Below are 19,545 nucleotides of genomic sequence, written 5' to 3' on the forward strand. Positions count from 1 at the left end.
TGTGTAACTGATATAGATAAAGCCATATCAAATGAAAAAAGGCTGTTGCAACCATAATTACTGAAAAAATAATAAGGAACGATTATGTCTTATACCTTTAACCGCCAATACCCTGAAACTCGTCTACGCCGTCTACGTTACAATGATAATGTACGGGCAATGATTCGAGAAGTAGAGCTACATCCTAAGCATTTTATCGCGCCAGTATTTGTACTAGAAGGTAAAAACCAGCGTGAAACGATTGCGAGCATGCCGGGGGTTGAGCGCTTATCAGTCGACCTACTTATCAACTATGCAAAAGAATTACTAAGTGAGGGCGTCACGACTGTTGACATCTTCCCTGTCATCGATAACTCGTTAAAAACGCCTGATGGTAAAGCTGCATACGACGAAAATGGTCTTACTGCGCGCGCGGTCAAAGCGCTTAAAGATGCCGTACCCGAAATGGTGGTCATGACGGATGTGGCACTTGACCCTTATACCTCACATGGTCAAGACGGTTTACTCGATGACAGCGGTTATGTCATCAACGATGCAACCATCGAAGTGTTGGTCAAGCAAGCACTCGTCCACGCACGCGCTGGCGCTGATATCATCTCGCCAAGCGATATGATGGATGGCCGTATCAAAGCCATGCGTGATGCTTTTGAGTCCGAGGGTTTTGTGAATACGGCTATCATGGCCTACTCTGCCAAATATGCTTCTGCTTATTACGGGCCTTTCCGTGATGCAGTCGGTAGTGCAGGCAACTTAAAAGGCGGCCACAAAAAACAATACCAAATGGACTTTGGCAATCGCGCAGAAGCGTTACATGAAGTTGCCATGGATATCAATGAAGGCGCCGATATGGTGATGATTAAGCCTGGTCAGCCCTACCTTGATCTGATTCGCGAAGTCAAAAACACCTTTGGTGTACCGACGTTTGCTTATCAAGTCTCAGGCGAATACGCGATGCATATGGCAGCCATTCAAAACGGTTGGCTCAGTGACGCGGTAATATTAGAATCGCTCATTGGCTTTCGCCGTGCCGGTGCCGATGGAATCTTGACTTATTTTGCATTGGAAGCGGCTCGTCAGCTAAATAATGCGTAATCTGCTTATAATTTTTAAAGTTTTTTCGCGTCTACAGCTTTATGTCTGTTGGCGCGATTTTATTACCATGATTGTCGTTTTTTATTATAAGCACGATATGACTATAATCTAAAGATACAAGGCTTTAGCTTCTTAATTATCTTCTGCCCAAAAGTGGCATTTTTACTTTATAATAACCCACCTAATTTTGATGGCGTGTTGACGCTATCCTCTACATTTTATTACAGTTATTGTGCTCGATGTTTCATCACTTTTGCGATGACATATCAGCGCCTACCCTCTTTTTTGCTTTTGCCCTACAGGTTACGTTATGAGTCAACTCAATCCTAGACAACAAGAAGCCATGCTCTATGTATCAGGGCCGCTACTGGTATTGGCAGGCGCAGGCTCAGGCAAGACCTCGGTAATCACGCGCAAAATTGCCTACCTTATTGAAGAGTGCAACATGCCAGCTGAGCGTATCACGGCAGTGACCTTTACCAATAAAGCCGCTCGTGAGATGAAAGCGCGGGTAAGTAAACTGTTGCCTAGTGAAAAGACGCGCGGACTGACGGTCTCAACCTTTCACCAATTTGGCTTGCAGTTTTTGCGTTATGAGCTGATTCATACGCCTCTAAAGGGCAACTTCTCTATAATGGATAGCGATGATAGCAAACGCTTACTGATGGAGCTGATGATGCGCGACAACTTAAGCGGTGCTGAGAGTCGTGAACTGGTCGGAAAGGCTATCAAGATGATTTCAGATTGGAAGAACGATCTGATTGAGCCAGATAAAGCGATGGAGACCTTAGACGATCCAGAGGATATGATATTTGCTACCTTATATGCGCTATACGAGCGTAATTTGCGTGCTTACAATGCCGTTGATTTTGATGACTTAATCGTACTACCGACCAAGATACTGCGTGAAAACAGAGAGCTGCGTGATAAATGGCAAAACCGTATTCGCTATTTACTCGTCGATGAGTATCAAGATACCAATACTGCCCAGTATGAGATGATTAAATATCTGGTTGGACCACAAGGGCGCTTTACCGTCGTGGGTGATGATGACCAATCTATCTACGCATGGCGCGGTGCCAAACCTGAAAACATGGCGTTACTAAAAGAGGACTTTCCTAAGCTCAAAATCGTTATGCTCGAGCAAAACTATCGCTCAACCACGCGTATTTTGACCTCTGCCAACGCCGTCATTACCAACAACGAGCATTTATTTGAAAAAAAGCTATGGTCAGATAAAGGTCATGGTGAGAAGATTCGCATTCTCAATTGTCGCAACGATGACGATGAGTCTGAGCGCGTGGCAAAAGAGATTGTCACGCATAAACTACGCTTTGGTAATGAATGGGAGCAGTATGCTGTCCTGTATCGCAGTAACTTTCAGGCGCGAATGTTAGAAGCGCAGCTGCGTCAGCTGCAAGTGCCATATAAATTGTCTGGTGGTCAATCTTTCTTTGCACGTAGTGAAATCAAAGACATCATGGGCTACTTGCGTCTCATCTTAAACCCCGAAGACGACAGTGCCTTTTTGCGCATTATTAATACGCCCAAGCGCGGGATGGGACCTGCCACGCTTGAGAAGCTCGGTCTATTTGCGCAAGAGCATAGCATCTCCCTACTCGCTTCTTGTACCCATGCAGGTCTTAGCCATGTGCTACCGTCTAAAGCTTATGGCACGATAAAGGAGTTCGGTGAATTTATCGAGCATTATACTCGTGAACTGGATCAACATCCTGACCCTGTACCAATCGTGCGCCAAATGATTGATGAGACCGGCTATATTGACTTTGTCCGTAGCGACGCCAAAACCCCGCAACAAGAAAAAAATCGTATCGATAATATTGATATGCTGTATACCAGTATTCAGTCTTTGATTAACCGCGCTGAAGAAGATGAAGATCGAACGATTGATACCATTATTCGCAAATTAGTACTACTCGATATGCTCGAGCAGCAGCAAGAAGAAGAGAATACGAACAAAGTAAACTTGATGACCTTGCATGCCGCAAAAGGCTTGGAGTTTGATTTTGTCTATATCATGGGACTAGAAGAAGAGATGCTGCCGCACCGCAACTCTATCTTGAGTGAAACGATCGAAGAAGAGCGACGGTTAATGTACGTGGGAATCACCCGTGCGCGCCGTGAGCTGACACTGACACTTGCAACCCAGCGCCGCGCTGGTGGGCAGATGCGTGTGACTTCAGAATCAAGGTTTTTGGATGAGCTGCCTGAAGACCATATTGACTGGCCAGCCAAAGCGAAAAAGAAAAAAGCCACCAAAGATCCAGAAGCAGTCGCTGATGAGTATTTGGCTAATATCCGTGCGTTACTTGGTAATCGCTAAGGCCCGTTTTTATCGTAGGTTAATTGTTTTATTATAAGTAGATCGGTATAAAACCGATACAGTGGGACTGGGATGAATTTTACGCAGCCTCTGTCTGCACAGCCACAGCACGCCAGAAAAATTTATACCAGTTCCGCGTTGACATATAATGTGGCTGTTTTATTTAGAATCGACTATATTAATTTTTGCTTGATGGTTGTTTATTTTTCATCGTTTATTTTTGTTTTTTGGAATGCCTATGCCTGCCCCCACGCCAAGCTCAGAACAACCATTCAAACCGCAGTCAGAATATAATTTGATAGAGTATAACGCTGAACATAAGCTACTCCATCTGCAAGGACTGGTGGCTGACAATGCGTATGCAGCAATTACTGATTTTTTAACACAGCAGTCTGAATACGAAATTGCCAATTTATTAGAATCCTTTCCTAATCAAGACCGGCAGATTATCTGGGCACAGGTTCCTGAACACCTGAGGGGCGAAGTGCTTGCCGAGCTAGAAGTTGATACACGTCAGCCGCTGATGGAGAATATCTCCTCAAAAGAGATCTCTTTATTTACGCAAGATCTTGATGCCCAAGACATCTCAGAAATCTTAGAGACAGTTACCGACACCGTGCGTACTTCGGTAATGGCAACGTTAGACGAAGATATCCGTCTGCAAGTCAATAAACTTGATACCTATGCAGATTGGGAAGTTGGCAGTTATATGGACCCTGATATCATTCAGGTTCAAGATGATGTGAACTTGGCACATGTACAAGAATGGCTACGAGAAAACGATGAGCTACTAGATGACCAAAGCCAAGAGCTGTTGGTCGTTGATCAAGGCCAGCAATTATTGGGTCTACTAAGTCTGGTTGATCTAATCAAGCATGATCAGAGCTCACTGGTCTCAAGCTTTACTGACAACGCTATTACTATCAATGACCGGTTAGACATCCAAGATGCTGCCGCTATTTTTCGTTCAGAAGACATTCGTTTTGCGCCTATTATTAATAGTCATGGCGAGCTGGTTGGACAATTAAACGGCGAAGACATCATGGAAATTATCCAAGATGATGTCGATAGCACAATGAAAAACTTAGCAGGTGTTAGTCAAGATGAGGAGTTATTTGCGCCTATCTTGACCAGTGCCAAAAGCCGCAGTGTCTGGCTAGGCATCAATTTATGTACTGCTCTATTGGCCGCTATCGTCATTGGTCAATTTGAGGCAGTGCTGGCAAAAGTAGTGGCATTAGCGATACTCATGCCAGTCGTGGCTAGTATGGGCGGTATCGCCGGCTCTCAGACGCTGACTGTCGTAATTCGAGGTATGGCCATGGGCCAAATTGGTGGTTCTAACCGTTGGTGGCTTTTTAATAAAGAGTTGTGGGTTGGTGCAATTAATGGACTTATTTGGGCATTTATCATGGCGATTATTGCACAAATGTGGTTTCATGATGGTAAGATTAGTGCAGTGATTGGTTTTGCTATTGCCATCAATATGACGGCTGCCAATGTATCTGGTATTAGTATTCCACTACTGCTCAAGCGCATGAACATTGACCCTGCGCTATCTGCCTCAGTTATTTTGACCACAGTGACCGATATCGTCGGCTTTATGTCCTTTTTAGGACTGGCAAGTGTATTGCTATTATAGTGGTTACTTTTTGCAAGGTATGAGCAAAGATTTGAGTCCAAAACTACAACGTGACAAAGAGTAGTTGTTCTTTATAATCGCTATCTATTTACTAATGGCTATAGCCAGTTCGATATAAAATCGTTACGTAATCTAATTTTATAAGTGAGTGTGTTATGCAAGCTGTACAAGTCAAAGTTCTTAATTCCAAAATTGGTACGCATCCTGATTTTCCTATGCCGACCCGTGCCACAGATGGATCAGCAGGTATCGATTTGCGTGCCTGTCTTGATGAGCCTATGACAATTAAGGCAGGAGCAACGCATCTAGTAGGTACAGGCTTGGCAGTCTATATTCAAGACCCTAACTATGCCGGAATGATACTACCGCGCTCAGGACTCGGTCATAAGCATGGTATTGTACTTGGCAACTTAGTGGGTCTTATCGATGCCGACTATCAAGGGGAGCTGATGGTCAGTGTTTGGAATCGTAGTAGTGACGACTTTGTACTTAATCCTGCTGAGCGTATGGCACAGTACATTGTGGTACCCGTTGCCCGCCCAGAATTTGAAGTGGTAACAGATTTTAGCGATGAAAGTGTTCGCGGTGCAGGTGGCTTTGGACATTCAGGCCGTCATTAAATTTAAAACAACTGCGTTAAAACCTAGATCAGAGTAACATATATATAGCCGCGGTGAACTTAGTAAGTAAGTACGCCATTTATTATAAATAGGGATATGAGGAGTTTATAGTCATGCCGACTTTTGCCGCCCAGCTCCCTCTATTTCGTGCTTATGATATTCGCGGAGCACGCCAGTATTTTACTACTGAATTTATCGCGGCGTTGGGTGAAGTTTTTGCACAGCTATATAAAACACAAGCCAGCCACTCAATAAAAAGTCGTTTTCTAAAAAACCGTTATTCAAAAAGACATGACATACAAAAGCACAATTTAAAAAATCCTAATCTAAAAAACAAACACAATAAAGAAGAATTTTTAGTTCACCCTCATTCTCAAACTTATCGCTCTGTGCCATCAGCTAATGTGGTGGTCATTGGCTATGATGTACGCTGTGATAGCGATACCATAGCGCATATGCTTGCCAATCGTTTAAGTCAACATGGGTTAACGGTTATCCAGCTGGGGCTTATCACAACGCCGATGATGGCATTTTGGGCGCAGCAATATACGGGGCATGGCATTATAGTCACTGCCAGCCACTCTGAAAAAAACACTTTAGGCATAAAATGGTTGGTTAATAACGGCTCTCCTAGTGACGCCGACATTCAAGCTATTTATAAAAGCCTTGCTGATTATCCTGCCAATAAACCCAAAGCGCCATCTTCGAATAATTACTGTACGCAGATACAGGCAACCGATCCTGTTAGCCTACCTACCGATACCGTTGTGTCTACTTACATTGACGCTATCGCGCAAGTGTTTACTCGGATCGAAACGCAAAACTACTCCCCTGACCGCTCTAATGTTACCAATAAACTTGATTTAAAAATCGTTATTGACTGTCTAAATGGAGCAACCAGTAAAATTGCACTGCCTTTATTTGAACGCTTTTGTCAGCAAGTCATTGTGCTAAATGATATTCCTGATGGTAACTTTCCGACAGGCAATCCAGATCCTACTGAGCCTAATCGTCTAGCCGAGCTTCAGCAAACCGTTATTATTAATGAAGCAGATATGGGTCTGGCTTTTGATGGTGATGGTGATAGACTGATGATCGTTGATAACAGTGGTAAGGTTGTAACGCCGGATCATTTATTGTATTTGCTAGCGCGAGTCGCCATTGTAGAGCGTCCCATATCCAATAAAAAGCCCACTGCACCGCAAGTTTTATTTGATGTAAAGTGCTCTCACCATTTACCACGATTACTCAAAAAACTCGACGCAATACCAGTCATGAGTAAAACGGGTAGCAGTTTACTGCGCCAACAGCTTCAATCACATGACAATCGTGCTATTTTTGCTGGCGAGTTATCAGGACATTTTATCTTTAACGACGATTATTTTATTGTTTATGATGATGCTATGTATGCTGGACTACGTCTGCTGCATTGGCTGGCATCAACCGTTATCAAGTCTGATATTACCGCACTATTAGGTAACGATACTCATTCCAATACTCATACGCTACCGCCAGCTTACGATGCATGGGGGGCGCGTAGAAGAGCGACTCTGCCGTATCGACTAACTGATATTACATGGTATCTACCTACGCTTGTCAGTACCGCTGACAACTACCTGCCCTTGCCTAAGAGTGCTACTACTACCTGTTCAATTGTGCATCATTTGGCAGTCCTTTGTCATTATTTACAGCATTTGGTTGAGGATACTCATGACGTCGCGTTGCCACCTTGTCATTGTTTTGATAGCGTGCAACACATAACGCCAGCCCAGGCTGAGCAGCTGTTGCCAAAGGGTACGCTTTTGTCTCGTATCGACGGCGTACGTCTAGATTTTGCGCATGGTTTTGGCGTATTGCGTCAATCAAACACTAGTCATAGTCTTACGGTACGTTTTGCAGGAGATGATTTGGCTGCTATGACAGAGGTGCAAACGCGTTTTATCGCCTTATGTCAAGCTTTTGATACGCAGTTGGCTGAGCAAATTGCGGCTATCTCTGCTGAGTAAAACTCAATAGACATAAGTGCTTTATTTTTAATAATAACGTTACTTGAGAAATAGCGTTTAATACAATACTTTTGCCACTACTGGCACAATAATAAGCTAAAAGTGCATAAACAACTTGCACTTTATTACTGTATTTTAGGAGGGCCTGATGTCGCTTAATTTAGATGATGCCAAAAACACTGCTGAGGTGCTAACCACGGCACTACCTTATATTCAACGCTTTGTCGGTAAGCTTATCGTGGTCAAATACGGCGGTAATGCGATGACCGATCCTGCACTTGAGAGCTCATTTGCACGTGATATCGTACTCCTAAAGACGGTCGGCCTACATCCAGTAGTCGTCCATGGCGGTGGTCCACAAGTCGATAATTTATTGAAAGAGCTTGGTCGACAGTCTGACCGTATTGACGGTATGCGTGTGACAGATAAGCGCACCATGGATATCGTAGAAATGGTACTTGGTGGCAGTGTTAACAAATCTATCGTCAGCCTGATTAATAAACATGGCGGCAGCGCTATTGGCCTGACTGGTAAAGATGCCAATCTTATTCAAGCTAAAAAGCTGCTAGTAGAAAAACCCGGCGCAGACGGCGTTGCGGTACCTGTGGATTTAGGCTACGTCGGTGACGTAGTCAGCGTCAATAAAGACGTGATTAATATGCTCATTGCTTCCAACTTCATTCCAGTCATTGCACCGCTTGGGGTCGATGAAGAAGGCAACACTTATAACATTAATGCGGATCTGGTTGCGGGTAAGGTGGCGGAGTTTTTGCAAGCAGAAAAGCTAATGCTGCTGACCAATATTAAAGGCGTACTAGGCCGTGATGGAAAAGTAGTCACTGGCCTAACACCAAAGAAAGTCGACAGCCTAATCGAAGATGGTACGATTTCAGGTGGCATGATTCCTAAGATTCAATGCGCGCTTGATGCGGTGCGTAGCGGTGTAAAAAGCGCAGTTATCGTCGATGGCCGTGTGCCGCATGCTACGCTATTAGAGATTTTCACCAATGAAGGTGTCGGTACGTTGATTAGTCGCAATTTAGACTCTTCAATGAGCTAACAGGCTGTGACGATCATTCATATAAGAAAGCCCGAACTTATATATTAAGTTCGGGCTTTCTTATAATTGACTACATCAGCATCGTTTATGAAAAAGTCATTTTAAATGCCTCTTCATCAAAGCCGCAAAGCAATATTGGCTGCCCTTTATTTTTGGCTGCCCATTCACCTTCTACGATTGGTCGTTTAATCATGCTGGTATTTTCTATGAGCAAATCAATGGCACTCTCTACATTGGCATTAGCCACTTGTTTTTGCTCATCTGTCAGCTTACGCCACGTGGTTCCGCGCCTGTTTAGTACTTTATCAATACCAAGCTCATCTACCCAGCGCTGTACGCTTTTCTTATCGATGCCTTGCTTTTTATAATCATGAAAATTATAGCTTACATCTAGCTCATCAAGCTTGGTAAAAGCTTTTTTCATGGTGCTACAAGATTTGATACCGTAAATAGTAATGGTCATTGCTTTTCCTTATTAACTTATGTTTTTTTATAATATTTAAATATTGTCACGGGCTGATAATAGTCAAACTTCAATAACCAAATGTACTATTCAAACAGCAAAACGATTGATTAAAGACAATACCATATCATCGCAATTTTTGCCGAATTAGGCTATGCTATGGCATTGGAAAATTTCACCCCATTTATCTGTAATATTCAATTTCGAGCCGACTATGAGCAATACTGTGACATCCGATCAAATACAAAACAATCATTACAATCCGCAAGCGATAGAAACGGCGCAGCAAGCCAAATGGGCAACAGACAAGCGCTTTGAAGTTGGTAATGAGCCAAGCGACAAGCCTGCTCGCTATATGCTCTCGATGTTCCCTTATCCAAGTGGCAAGCTGCATATGGGTCACGTGCGTAACTATACCATCTCTGATGTCTTAAGCCGTTATTATCGTCTTAAAGGTTTCGAGGTCATGCAGCCAATGGGCTGGGATGGTTTTGGCTTGCCAGCTGAAAACGCAGCGATTGCCAATCAAACGCCCCCTGCTGAATGGACGTTTGCCAATATTGACAACATGCGTGCACAGCTCAAACTGCTTGGTTTATCGATTGATTGGTCACGTGAATTTGCTACTTGTAGCCCTGAATATTATCAGTGGGAGCAATGGTTGTTTTTACAGCTATACAAAAAAGGCTTGGTCTACAAAAAGCTTGCGACAGTTAACTGGGATCCGGTCGACAATACTGTATTAGCCAACGAGCAAGTCATTGATGGTAAAGGTTGGCGTAGTGGCGCTGCAGTTGAAAAGCGCGACATCCCCATGTATTACTTTAACATCACTGATTATGCCGATGAGCTGCTTGACGATTTAGACCAGCTAGAAGGTCACTGGCCCTCTGAAGTACTGACTATGCAGCGCAATTGGATTGGTCGTAGTGCTGGTATGGAAGTACACTTCCCTTATGAGCTGGCTGGCGAAACCAATACTTTAGACGTGTTCACTACTCGCCCTGATACTTTGATGGGTGTGACTTATGTGGCAGTCGCGGCCGAGCATCCATTGGCTCAATATGCTGCTGAAAAAGATGACTTCATCGCACAGTTTAATGCGCTATGTAAAAAAGGCTCAGTCGCTGAAGCAGATTTGGCTAAAGCTGAAAAGATCGGTATGGATACTGGCCTTACCGTGACGCATCCATTGACTGGCAAAAAAGTGCCAGTTTGGGTTGCCAACTATGTACTGATGAGCTATGGCTCAGGTGCGGTAATGGCGGTTCCTGCCCATGATGAGCGCGATTACGAGTTTGCAACCAAATACAATCTACCTATCAAACATGTCATCCAGTCTCCTGATGGTTATGCTGAGTCTGTCATCGCTGACGCCAAAGCAGATAGTTCTGAGCCAAACCTTGCTTATACTGAGCGCAACACCCTAGTCAATTCAGATGAATTTGACGGTATGGATTTTGATCAAGCGTTTGAAGCTATGCTTGCCAAGCTTGAACCACAAGAGCTAGCTAAGAAAAAAATCCAATATCGCCTACGTGACTGGGGTGTTTCTCGCCAGCGCTATTGGGGCTGCCCTATCCCAATGGTCAACTGTGAGCATTGCGGCACAGTCCCTGTTGAAGAGCAGGATTTGCCCGTTGTACTGCCAACTGACGTCGTTCCAGACGGCCGCGGTAATCCTTTGAAAAACATGCCAGAGTTTGTGAATACTACTTGTCCTAAGTGTGGCAATCCTGCTGAGCGTGAGACGGATACGTTTGACACCTTTGTTGAGTCAAGTTGGTACTACGCGCGCTTTGCTAGTCCAAACGATGCGCAAAATATGGTCAACAAATCTGCTGCCAATAAATGGCTGCCTGTCGATCAATACATCGGCGGTGTCGAGCATGCGGTTATGCATCTACTTTATGCGCGCTTTTTCCATAAATTGATGCGCGATGAGTCTCTAGTATCAGGTGATGAGCCATTTGCCAATTTAATGACGCAAGGTATGGTACTTGCTGGTACTTTCTACCGCGTCAATGCTGATGGCAGTACCACATATTATTTCACTGAAGATGTTGAGATTGATTACAACGACCGTGGTCAGCCGATTAAAGCAATTTTAAAAACTGACGGACAGCCAGTCACGATTGGTAAAATCGAAAAGATGTCTAAGTCAAAAAATAATGGTGTCGATCCGCAAATCACTATTGATAAGTATGGCGCTGATACGGTGCGTCTATATACGCTATTTACCGCCCCTGCCGATCAAACGCTAGAATGGTCAGATGACGCACTAAAAGGTCCGTATAACTTTGTTAAAAAGGTTTGGCGTATCGCAACCGAGCATATGCAAGCGTTAGCAGCGGCCAATTTGAGCCTTGATACGCTAAACAATGAAGCGCTGCAAACTGACGGCCTAAGTAAAGAAGCGAAAAATTTACGCCGCAAGACGCATGAGACAATTGCTAAGATTGATAGTGACTTGGGTGATCGTTTGGCCTTGAACACTCCAGTATCAAGCCTTATGGAACTTGCAAACGAGCTTGCAAGCTTTAAAGCAACTAATGAGCAAGATCTGCAAGTACAGCATGAGGCTTTGATTGACTTGTTAATTATGTTGTCAGTCTATGCCCCGCACGTCGGTGAGCACTTAATTGAGCAGTTGGGACTCGATACGGTCACGCTAAATTATCCAGCCGTTGACGAAAGCGCACTTGTGCAAGACACGATCACGATGGTGGTGCAAGTCAATGGTAAAATGCGCGGTAAGATGGATGTCGCCCCTAACAGCGATCCTGTGCTGCTAAAAGCGCAGGCAAAAGAGATTGAAGGTGTGGCAAAATTCTTAACTGGTGACATCAAAAAAGAAATCGTTGTCCCTAATAAATTGGTCAATATCGTGGTGGTAGGTTAGATCTTTTAGGCTTGGAGATTTTGATGACCCCAAGCCTTTTTAAAACGTAAGGATAGCGATTATGTCGTATAAGCATCAAGCTGCACAGTCACAACCCAAAAGCGCAAGCGCACAAAAACTAGCGACAGCGTTACTTGCCGCTTTGCCAATGATGACAGTACTTGGTGCCGCGACAGCACTTAGTGGCTGCGGCTTTCAATTACGTGGTTACGATACACCAATGCTATTTGATGTTGCCAAAACAGCAGTGATTGTTGAAGATGATCGCACCTCCTTTCCTTTAAAATTGCCATTAACACTGCGCTTAGAAGCCTTGGGGGTCGATGTCATTGATAACATGACTCTGACCGATGTAGCGAACAACAATCAAAGTACTGATGCTGCACCAATCGCTGCTATTACAGTAAAAAACATACGTTTTAAGCGTTATGAGCTGGTTGGCGTATTAACAGAGATTCGCTTAGTCTTGACAGCAGATGTTAATTATCAAACTGTCGAAAATGGCAAACCTGTGACTTTAACCAATCCAATCCAAGTCGAGCGTAGCTATCAGTATAATGAGGCGTCCGTTAGTACTGATGATCAGCAAGGCGACCAAATCCGCGATTGGCTTTATGATAGCTTAGCACGCCGGATCACAGATCAATATGTGGCCATATCTTTACCTAAGGTTGCTCCTAACTCAGCTCCGATGATTGAAAGCCCAGAGACTACCAACATTGTTGCACCCAACCCTTAGATCGGTAGCTCAAGCTATTATTGTTTACTTTTATACCTTAATTTTTCAACCTTAAAAGGTTATGGCTCAATCCTTATGCAAGACACCTTTATACAAGCCTATCCAAAGCTACTACAACCTACCGTTGCAGTCGCAGGCTTGTGGCTTGCACATGGTGATGAGCCGTTACTGAGTCAATGGCTTATCGATGCCATGCGTCCACACTGGCGCGCACAAAACTACGCGATTAAGCGTATTGAGCTAATATCTGTTAAAAGCTGGCAAGAAGTTTTGTCAGAGCTGGGTAGCCAATCTTTATTCGACGATGCCAGCGCGCTCATCGTGACGGGCAACCATAAACCAGACAAAGCCGTCATCGCTGAGCTAGAACGCTTCGCTCAAGAGGCACAAACAGGAGCGCATAGTCATAGTTTGTTATGGTTAACATCTAAACAAGACAAGCGGTCTCAGAGCAGTAAATGGTTCGCACCGTTTGCTCAATATGGTCACGTTATTGATTGCAATTTATATAATGAACAACAACGTCAGCAGCTATTGCAGATACAAGCACAGCAGTTTGGCTTGAAACTATCGCAAGAAGCGTGGCAACTACTCATGTCCCATACCGAGCATCATCTCTTAAGTGCTTATCAAACGTTATGGCGATTGTCTTATCTGTTCGCACCGCAATTGATGGCAAATAGCGATAAGACTACAGAAAACAACATCTCTAAGCCTGCTACCAACGTCGCCTTAGACGTCAAAGACTTACAAGCTGCCTTAGTCAATGACGCCCAATTTAGCGTGTTTGATCTATCGGATGCAATGCTTGCAGGTAATAGCGCGCAAGTAGCGAAAATCATGTTTCAGCTGAAAGCAACTGATGAGCCAACGACCTTAGTATTATGGGCGATCAGTAAAGACATGCGCCAAATTATGCAACTGATGGATGGACAAGACCCGCAAGCTCTTGGCATTTGGCGTAGCAAACAAGGCTTATATCAGCAGGCGTGCCGCCGCCAAACAAGAGCGCAAATAGCCAAATGGCCTGCCCTATTGTATCGCTGTGACCAAGCGATAAAAGGTCTTGTTCGTCAGCCAGCTTGGGAGCTACTATTACAAGCAGCATTAGAGCTATCAGGGCGCAGGTTGTTCGCTATGCAATAAGTAACAGAAATATATTTCATCTGCTCTTTATAAGTATTATTGTAAAACCAATTACATCAACAATTACGACAGTCATCTTTCTTATTTTTCGACTGATCTTTATATAGCCTACTTCAGATAATCTATCTTCAGCCTCAACTTACCTTCTACACTTTTGTTTTTTTAGAGCAACCTTAACCTTTCGCAAACTAATTATGTTTCCATTTTGCCTATCAAGGCTCTATCATACCTACACTTGTGTTCACTGTGATTGGATTGTTTTTTATGCGCAAAATAAGCAAAAAGTCTGCTATCAAATGGGGCATCATCGTCCTAGTTATCGTGGCATTATCTGCGTTGGCTTATGCTACTTTAAAACCAGAAGAAGAAAAACCTAGCTATCTAACAGCGACTGCAGAAATTGGTGATATTGAAAACAATGTCATGGCCTCAGGCAAAGTTAAAGCGCTGAATACCGTTGACGTCGGTGCACAGGTATCTGGTGAAGTAACACGCCTCTATGTAGAGGTGGGTGATGAAGTACAAGAAGGCGATCTCATTGCTCAGATCGATCAAGTCACGCAAAAAAACAACTTAAGTAATGAGCAAGCAAGCCTTGAGCAAAGTGAAGCGGCCATTCAAAGCGCACAAGCAGAATATTTAAGTCGACAAGCCAGCCTTAAAAGCGCCTATGCCGATCTTGCCAGCCGTCAATCTGAGCTCAAACAAGCACAATCTGATTTTGCTCGCTTACAAGATTTGGTTGCCATTGACGCAATATCACAGCAGGAGTATGACACCCAAGCGACGAGTGTTGAGACAGCAAAAGCTGCCGTTGCCAATGCGCGTGCAGCTATCGATACGGCTAAGGCTGCTATCGCCACCACAGAAGCAAATATCAATAGTCAGCAAGCAGCACTACGCAAATCCCAAACCAACGTCAGTACTGCTGAGGAAGACTTAAGCTATACCACTATTCGCGCGCCCATGTCAGGGACTGTAGTCTCTGTTACTACTGAACAAGGCACTACCGTCAATGCCAATCAAACAGCCCCGACCATCGTTACCTTAGCGGACTTATCGACCGTACGTATCAATGCGCAGATTTCTGAAGCTGATGTAATCAATGTTAAAGCTGGCATGCCAGTCTATTTCAATATCATTGGCAATCCTGATCAAAAGTTTGATTCTATACTCAAGGCCATTGAGCCTGCACCTGAGAACATCAGTGACACCAGCTCAACGGATTCTGCGATTTATTATGTGGGTTACATCGAAGTGCCTAACACGGACCGGCGCTTTCGTATTGACATGACAGCACAGGTTTATATTGTTATCGATCAAGCTAAAGATACCCTACTTGTACCATCAGCAGCCATACAAGAAAGACCCGCAAAAAATACAAGTGAAGGACAAGCCAAAACCAATAAAATTGTACGCGTACTAAGTGATGACGGCACAGTAGAGCCTCGCACAGTAGAAGTAGGCATTGATAACCGAGTAAATGCGCAAATTTTAAGCGGATTAGAAGAAGGTGAGCAAGTCATTATTGGTGAAGGTAGTGCCAATGCTTCAGAAAACCGTGGTGGTGGTACTCGTATACCTGGTGCTACTCCAAGGAGGTAACTCATTCTTTGACTATGTTAAGGATAAAAGGGCTTAAAAATATTAGCCCTTTTATCACGACACTCACTATCTTTGATTAAAGACATTGCTATGACTATATCTCAATCTGCTAAACAGCCGACCGACAGCACTAGCGCTTCGATAGAAACAAACTCACCGAATAATATCAATACTGCAGCTACCGCTGACAAGCCCATTATGGAGCTGTCGGGTATTATTCGAGAGTTTGCTGCCGGCGAGCAAACCATTCGTGTATTGCACGACGTTAATTTAACGATTAATCAAGGTGAAATGGTCGCGATTATCGGGCAATCTGGCTCTGGTAAGTCTACTCTAATGAATATTTTAGGTTGCTTAGATCAGGCGACAGCAGGTGACTATAAGATTTATGGTCAATCAGCAAACAAACTAGAGGCAGATGAGCTGGCTGAGTTACGCCGAGAGCATTTTGGCTTTATCTTTCAGCGCTACCACCTGCTTGGTGACATTAGCGCCAAAGACAACGTCGCCGTCCCTGCCGTATATGCTGGTATGAACACTGAGGCACGAATCAATCGCGCCGAAAAGCTCTTGACCGATCTAGGTCTTGGCGAAAAGGTAAATAATCGTCCTAGCCAGCTCTCAGGCGGCCAACAGCAGCGTGTTTCTGTTGCTCGCGCCCTGATGAATGGTGGCGATGTCATCTTAGCAGATGAACCAACAGGTGCCCTAGATAGTAAATCTGGCGAAGACGTGATGGCCATCTTACATGACCTAAATGCTCAAGGTCATACCATCATCATGGTTACCCATGATCCCAAACTTGCGGCCCAAGCCGAGCGCGTGATTGAACTAAAAGATGGCTACGTTATAGCAGATTATAAAACGGAGCACTACAAACCAACCGAAAAACAGCCAGAACCTATTCTTAGTCAACACCGAAAAAGTGCGTTTGCTAGCTTTATCGATCGCTTTTTTGAAGCATTAAAGATGTCATTACTTGCCATGCGTGCACACAAGATGCGCACCTTGCTGACCATGTTAGGCATTATCATCGGTATCGCTGCAGTTGTGTCTATCGTTGGTCTTGGTCAAGGCTCTCAGCAGCAAATTCTCGCAAATATTAGCTCGCTAGGAACCAATACCATCACCGTCAATGACGGCTACCCTAGAGGCGACCCGCGACGTAAATATAATGATGACAACCTCACACCAGAAGATGCAGAAGCGGTCAGCAGTCAACCGTATGTTATCAATGTGAGCCCTCAAGTCAATACCAGCTCTAGTGTACGCTATCGCAGCGTGCAAGAAGACTCGACCATCAATGGTGTTGGTGAGCATTACCTAGAGGTCACTGGTGAGACGCTGGCATTAGGTCAAGGTTTCGATTCGCAAAGTATCGACCTTCGCAGTCAAGATATTATTATCGATGACAATGCTAAAAGTGCTTTTTTTGCAGATATAGATAACCCTATCGGCGAAGTCATACTCATCGGTAGTGTGCCTGGACGCGTGGTTGGCGTCCTTGAGGCAAGCGACAGTGGCTTTGGGCCAAGTAGCACGACACCCGCCATATATATGCCTTATACCACTGTGATGTCACGTATAACTGGTAGTGCAAATATTGATAGTTTTATAGCACTGTTAGATGATAGTGTCTCATCTAGTGTAGCTGAGTCGGCTATCTCCGACATAATAGAAGGTCGCCATGGTACAGATGATTTTAATATTATTAACTCAGACTCTATTCGTCAGACCATTGAATCGACCACAGGTACGATGACACTGCTCATCTCATCGGTTGCTGTTATCTCATTGATCGTTGGTGGTATTGGTGTGATGAATATTATGCTAGTATCGGTCACGGAACGCACTAATGAAATTGGTGTACGTATGGCTGTTGGAGCTCGTCAAAACGATATCATGCAGCAGTTTTTGATAGAAGCCGTACTCGTCTGTATTTTGGGCGGCTTATTAGGTATTGGGTTAGCGTTTGCTATCGGTGAATTAATCAATAATGTAGGCGGTGATAGTTTTAAAGTTATTTACTCACCAACGTCTATCATTGCAGCTTTTGTTTGCTCGACGCTTATCGGGGTCGTCTTTGGTTTCTTACCTGCTCGCAATGCAGCTAAACTGGACCCTGTTGAAGCACTTTCTAGAGATTAGCGGCAGATGATCGATGTAATCTGTCAAAATATACGCTACGTAAAATAGAGAGAATGAAAAAACGTTAAAGAAATAGAAGAATTTACACAAGATTTGGACTTTTTTTATAAAGCGGGGTTGTAATTGTCACAATAATATATATAATGTGCTCTCACGTTTAGGGATACAAAATTTCTGAACGAGAAGCCAAGCTTAATGCCTCTTTTAATATTGATAACTTGATATATAAAGAAGTTAAGCTTTTAGAATTTCCCTTTTAGGAAATTCTCTTGCATACAGTCAGATACATTGATTATATGCATAAGTATTAGAAAATCCTATTTAAAGGATTTCCTCTTGCGAAGCTAAAAAAGCAATACTTTTTTTATACGCTTCTCAGGGCCGATAGCTCAGTTGGTAGAGCAGTTGACTTTTAATCAATTGGTCCCGCGTTCGAGTCGCGGTCGGCCCACCATATTTAGTTTGACGCTTGTTTATCGTTCTACCCTATCCGGTAGTTGGTTAATAAGTAAAAAGATACCTCTAAGGTATTAAGTTTTATGTAATTTCCCTTTAAGGAAATTATTCTTGCATACAGTCAGATACATTGATTATATGCATAAGTATTAGAAAATCCTATTTAAAGGATTTTCTCTTGCGAAGCTAAAAAAGCAGTGCTTTTTTATACGCTTCTCAGGGCCGATAGCTCAGTTGGTAGAGCAGTTGACTTTTAATCAATTGGTCCCGCGTTCGAGTCGCGGTCGGCCCACCATATTTGAAAAGCCCTATCACTATACAATATAGTGATAGGGCTTTTTTTCGTTTGTTATCTCTTAACGTTTATTCATTCTTTAACGCTTAGTATTGCGATCGCGCTTAAAGAAATTAAAACCAGCATCTTTTCGCCATAGCAGTTTATGTTTAATCGTATCTTTCACCGTACGCGGCTCCTTAGGAGCTTGAGCAATCAACATATCAAAAGTTGCTCCATCTATAGGCAGCTGACGCCCATGTGCCATCATGACTATTGAAGGCTTTAGATCCTTTATCTGTTGCAAAGATTGAATGTAGATTTTAGGATCATAAATAGGAAAAGGCACTACAAACTTATGACGCAGTTTGATAATTAAGTCTGCTGTATATACTTGCCGGCTTGGTATATGAAATAGTGATAAATCTCTATCTGTATGCCCTGGCGTCTCAATGACCTGCCATTCCTCAAAATACGGTATATGGTCTTTACCTTTGACGGTGATATCGGGTTTAAGATGAGCTGGATAATACAAATTCCTAGGTGGACGTCCTTGCCGCTTAGCGACGTATTGAGCAAGGCTCATATCCACAACATGCATGGTACGGCCAGCGATACCTTTATACCATTGATTATCTTTGTCCGCAGATACAATCATGCAACCTGTCGCTTCTCTGAATTTGTGCGCGCCACCGGCATGATCTGGATGCATATGAGTGACCACAACAACTTTTAGATCCGTTATCGGTCGTTGCAGCGTCGTCATAATATAGTCGAGTACCAGCGCTACGTCAGGTCGACACCCTCCATCTAATAACATAATCTTGTCCGGATATACCGCAAGATATATACTTTGAATATACCCTTCTAAACGCATGATTTCACATAAGCTCATTTGGATTCCCTACCTCATTATTCATTCTTATCGCGAGGCTTCCTTTCAATGTCAACAAAGTCTTTAGTATAGCGTTCATCAATTTAAAATAAACGACTTTGAGTGAACGCTTGTGACTATAGATAACCTTGCAGCAGGCTTAAACCAAAAACC

Annotated in this window: 13 protein-coding genes and 2 tRNA genes; 13 read left to right on the forward strand and 2 right to left on the reverse strand. The window is 43.6% G+C overall.

Going from position 1 to position 19,545, the window contains the following annotated elements:
* The first annotated feature begins 84 nt into the window (after positions 1 to 84).
* The 6 genes from hemB (at position 85) to argB (ending at position 8,764) form a co-directional block, all read left to right on the forward strand.
* Complete coding sequence (gene hemB, locus ACTXGH_RS10445) at positions 85 to 1,092, forward strand: porphobilinogen synthase (RefSeq protein WP_439261247.1); 1,008 nt, start codon at positions 85 to 87, stop codon at positions 1,090 to 1,092.
* Between the two features lie 310 nt (positions 1,093 to 1,402).
* Complete coding sequence (locus ACTXGH_RS10450) at positions 1,403 to 3,436, forward strand: UvrD-helicase domain-containing protein (RefSeq protein WP_439261249.1); 2,034 nt, start codon at positions 1,403 to 1,405, stop codon at positions 3,434 to 3,436.
* Between the two features lie 238 nt (positions 3,437 to 3,674).
* Complete coding sequence (locus ACTXGH_RS10455; RefSeq protein WP_439296421.1) at positions 3,675 to 5,078, forward strand: magnesium transporter; 1,404 nt, start codon at positions 3,675 to 3,677, stop codon at positions 5,076 to 5,078.
* 155 nt (positions 5,079 to 5,233) lie between these two features.
* Complete coding sequence (gene dut, locus ACTXGH_RS10460) at positions 5,234 to 5,698, forward strand: dUTP diphosphatase (RefSeq protein ID WP_439261253.1); 465 nt, start codon at positions 5,234 to 5,236, stop codon at positions 5,696 to 5,698.
* 113 nt (positions 5,699 to 5,811) lie between these two features.
* On the forward strand, positions 5,812 to 7,704 hold the full coding sequence (locus ACTXGH_RS10465) for a phosphohexomutase domain-containing protein (protein ID WP_439296422.1): 1,893 nt from the start codon (positions 5,812 to 5,814) through the stop codon (positions 7,702 to 7,704).
* A gap of 148 nt (positions 7,705 to 7,852) precedes the next feature.
* Positions 7,853 to 8,764, forward strand: coding sequence for an acetylglutamate kinase (argB, locus tag ACTXGH_RS10470; RefSeq protein WP_439296423.1), 912 nt, complete (start codon positions 7,853 to 7,855; stop codon positions 8,762 to 8,764).
* 85 nt (positions 8,765 to 8,849) lie between these two features.
* Here the strand turns inward: argB and ACTXGH_RS10475 are convergent, their stop codons facing one another.
* Entirely contained in the window at positions 8,850 to 9,227 is a 378-nt protein-coding gene (locus ACTXGH_RS10475) for a Spx/MgsR family RNA polymerase-binding regulatory protein (protein WP_439296424.1), read from the reverse strand.
* A gap of 214 nt (positions 9,228 to 9,441) precedes the next feature.
* On the opposite strand from ACTXGH_RS10475, the gene leuS reads away from it, so the two are divergent.
* The 7 genes from leuS to ACTXGH_RS10510 all read left to right on the forward strand — a co-directional run bounded on the left by leuS (position 9,442) and on the right by ACTXGH_RS10510 (position 18,518).
* A complete protein-coding gene (gene leuS / locus ACTXGH_RS10480; protein WP_439296425.1) occupies positions 9,442 to 12,129 on the forward strand; it encodes a leucine--tRNA ligase in 2,688 nt (895 codons plus the stop codon).
* Positions 12,130 to 12,190: 61 nt separating this feature from the next.
* Positions 12,191 to 12,868, forward strand: coding sequence for an LPS-assembly lipoprotein LptE (locus ACTXGH_RS10485; protein WP_439296426.1), 678 nt, complete (start codon positions 12,191 to 12,193; stop codon positions 12,866 to 12,868).
* Positions 12,869 to 12,943: 75 nt separating this feature from the next.
* Positions 12,944 to 14,014, forward strand: coding sequence for a DNA polymerase III subunit delta (gene holA, locus ACTXGH_RS10490; protein ID WP_439296427.1), 1,071 nt, complete (start codon positions 12,944 to 12,946; stop codon positions 14,012 to 14,014).
* Positions 14,015 to 14,278: 264 nt separating this feature from the next.
* Positions 14,279 to 15,619: an efflux RND transporter periplasmic adaptor subunit gene (locus tag ACTXGH_RS10495; protein ID WP_439296428.1), complete on the forward strand. Its 1,341-nt coding sequence runs from the start codon at positions 14,279 to 14,281 to the stop codon at positions 15,617 to 15,619.
* 198 nt (positions 15,620 to 15,817) lie between these two features.
* On the forward strand, positions 15,818 to 17,767 hold the full coding sequence (locus ACTXGH_RS10500; protein WP_439296441.1) for a MacB family efflux pump subunit: 1,950 nt from the start codon (positions 15,818 to 15,820) through the stop codon (positions 17,765 to 17,767).
* A gap of 378 nt (positions 17,768 to 18,145) precedes the next feature.
* Positions 18,146 to 18,221 (forward strand) — tRNA-Lys (locus tag ACTXGH_RS10505).
* Between the two features lie 221 nt (positions 18,222 to 18,442).
* Positions 18,443 to 18,518 (forward strand) — tRNA-Lys (locus ACTXGH_RS10510).
* 79 nt (positions 18,519 to 18,597) lie between these two features.
* Here the strand turns inward: ACTXGH_RS10510 and ACTXGH_RS10515 are convergent.
* Positions 18,598 to 19,392, reverse strand: coding sequence for an MBL fold metallo-hydrolase (locus ACTXGH_RS10515; protein ID WP_439296429.1), 795 nt, complete (start codon positions 19,390 to 19,392; stop codon positions 18,598 to 18,600).
* Between the last annotated feature and the right edge of the window lie 153 nt (positions 19,393 to 19,545).

This window comes from Psychrobacter sp. 1Y10 (genome assembly GCF_052259005.1).
Lineage (GTDB): Bacteria > Pseudomonadota > Gammaproteobacteria > Pseudomonadales > Moraxellaceae > Psychrobacter > Psychrobacter saeujeotis.

Coding starts and splice junctions, on each gene's coding strand:
- ACTXGH_RS10495 (WP_439296428.1), top strand. CDS start 14,279: ATGCGCAAAATAAGCAAAAAGTCTGCTATCAAATGGGGCATCATCGTC.
- hemB (WP_439261247.1), top strand. CDS start 85: ATGTCTTATACCTTTAACCGCCAATACCCTGAAACTCGTCTACGCCGT.
- ACTXGH_RS10475 (WP_439296424.1), bottom strand. CDS start 9,227: ATGACCATTACTATTTACGGTATCAAATCTTGTAGCACCATGAAAAAA.
- ACTXGH_RS10500 (WP_439296441.1), top strand. CDS start 15,818: ATGGAGCTGTCGGGTATTATTCGAGAGTTTGCTGCCGGCGAGCAAACC.
- ACTXGH_RS10465 (WP_439296422.1), top strand. CDS start 5,812: ATGCCGACTTTTGCCGCCCAGCTCCCTCTATTTCGTGCTTATGATATT.
- ACTXGH_RS10485 (WP_439296426.1), top strand. CDS start 12,191: ATGTCGTATAAGCATCAAGCTGCACAGTCACAACCCAAAAGCGCAAGC.
- argB (WP_439296423.1), top strand. CDS start 7,853: ATGTCGCTTAATTTAGATGATGCCAAAAACACTGCTGAGGTGCTAACC.
- ACTXGH_RS10515 (WP_439296429.1), bottom strand. CDS start 19,392: ATGAGCTTATGTGAAATCATGCGTTTAGAAGGGTATATTCAAAGTATA.
- holA (WP_439296427.1), top strand. CDS start 12,944: ATGCAAGACACCTTTATACAAGCCTATCCAAAGCTACTACAACCTACC.
- ACTXGH_RS10455 (WP_439296421.1), top strand. CDS start 3,675: ATGCCTGCCCCCACGCCAAGCTCAGAACAACCATTCAAACCGCAGTCA.
- ACTXGH_RS10450 (WP_439261249.1), top strand. CDS start 1,403: ATGAGTCAACTCAATCCTAGACAACAAGAAGCCATGCTCTATGTATCA.
- dut (WP_439261253.1), top strand. CDS start 5,234: ATGCAAGCTGTACAAGTCAAAGTTCTTAATTCCAAAATTGGTACGCAT.
- leuS (WP_439296425.1), top strand. CDS start 9,442: ATGAGCAATACTGTGACATCCGATCAAATACAAAACAATCATTACAAT.